Origin of the sequence: Secundilactobacillus yichangensis (assembly GCF_016861565.1) — a bacterium.
Taxonomy (GTDB): domain Bacteria; phylum Bacillota; class Bacilli; order Lactobacillales; family Lactobacillaceae; genus Secundilactobacillus; species Secundilactobacillus yichangensis.
This window is the reverse complement of record NZ_BOLK01000034.1, coordinates 1-1489: the sequence shown is the minus strand read 5'-3', so window position 1 is coordinate 1489 and position 1489 is coordinate 1. Positions and strand designations below refer to the sequence as shown.

General features: G+C 52.7%; 1 rRNA gene. It reads right to left on the bottom strand.

Features of this window, described 5'->3' with window-relative positions:
* Nucleotides 1-28: 28 nt before the first annotated feature.
* Nucleotides 29-1489 (bottom strand): 16S ribosomal RNA (locus tag JUE95_RS12710); the annotation flags it as partial.

Sequence of the window (1489 nt, the reverse complement as noted above, 5' to 3'; positions counted from 1 at the left end):
CTGTGCAGGTTTCCGTATTATTCCTTAGAAAGGAGGTGATCCAGCCGCAGGTTCTCCTACGGCTACCTTGTTACGACTTCACCCTAATCATCTGCCCCACCTTAGGCGGTTGGCTCCCGAAGGTTACCGAACCGACTTTGGGTGTTGCAAACTCTCATGGTGTGACGGGCGGTGTGTACAAGGCCCGGGAACGTATTCACCGCGGCATGCTGATCCGCGATTACTAGCGATTCCGACTTCGTGCAGGCGAGTTGCAGCCTGCAGTCCGAACTGAGAATGGCTTTAAGAGATTAGCTTGCCCTCGCGGGTTTGCGACTCGTTGTACCATCCATTGTAGCACGTGTGTAGCCCAGGTCATAAGGGGCATGATGACTTGACGTCATCCCCACCTTCCTCCGGTTTGTCACCGGCAGTCTCGCCAGAGTGCCCAACTAAATGCTGGCAACTGACAATAAGGGTTGCGCTCGTTGCGGGACTTAACCCAACATCTCACGACACGAGCTGACGACAGCCATGCACCACCTGTATCTGCGTCCCCGAAGGGAACGCCTAATCTCTTAGGTTAGCACAGTATGTCAAGACCTGGTAAGGTTCTTCGCGTAGCTTCGAATTAAACCACATGCTCCACCGCTTGTGCGGGCCCCCGTCAATTCCTTTGAGTTTCAACCTTGCGGTCGTACTCCCCAGGCGGAATACTTAATGCGTTAGCTGCGGCACTGAAGGGCGGAAACCCTCCAACACCTAGTATTCATCGTTTACGGCATGGACTACCAGGGTATCTAATCCTGTTCGCTACCCATGCTTTCGAGCCTCAGCGTCAGTTACAGACCAGACAGCCGCCTTCGCCACTGGTGTTCTTCCATATATCTACGCATTTCACCGCTACACATGGAGTTCCACTGTCCTCTTCTGCACTCAAGTCTCCCAGTTTCCGATGCACTTCTCCGGTTAAGCCGAAGGCTTTCACATCAGACTTAAGAAACCGCCTGCGCTCGCTTTACGCCCAATAAATCCGGACAACGCTTGCCACCTACGTATTACCGCGGCTGCTGGCACGTAGTTAGCCGTGGCTTTCTGGTTAAATACCGTCAACACCTGAACAGTTACTCTCAGATGTGTTCTTCTTCAACAACAGAGTTTTACGAGCCGAAACCCTTCTTCACTCACGCGGCGTTGCTCCATCAGACTTTCGTCCATTGTGGAAGATTCCCTACTGCTGCCTCCCGTAGGAGTTTGGGCCGTGTCTCAGTCCCAATGTGGCCGATTACCCTCTCAGGTCGGCTACGTATCATTGCCTTGGTGAACCATTACTCCACCAACTAGCTAATACGCCGCGGGTCCATCCAGAAGTGATAGCCGAAACCATCTTTCAAACTGAAACCATGCGGTTTCAGTTGTTATGCGGTATTAGCACCTGTTTCCAAGTGTTATCCCCCGCTTCTGGGCAGGTTACCCACGTGTTACTCACCAGTTCGCCACTCATCCAATG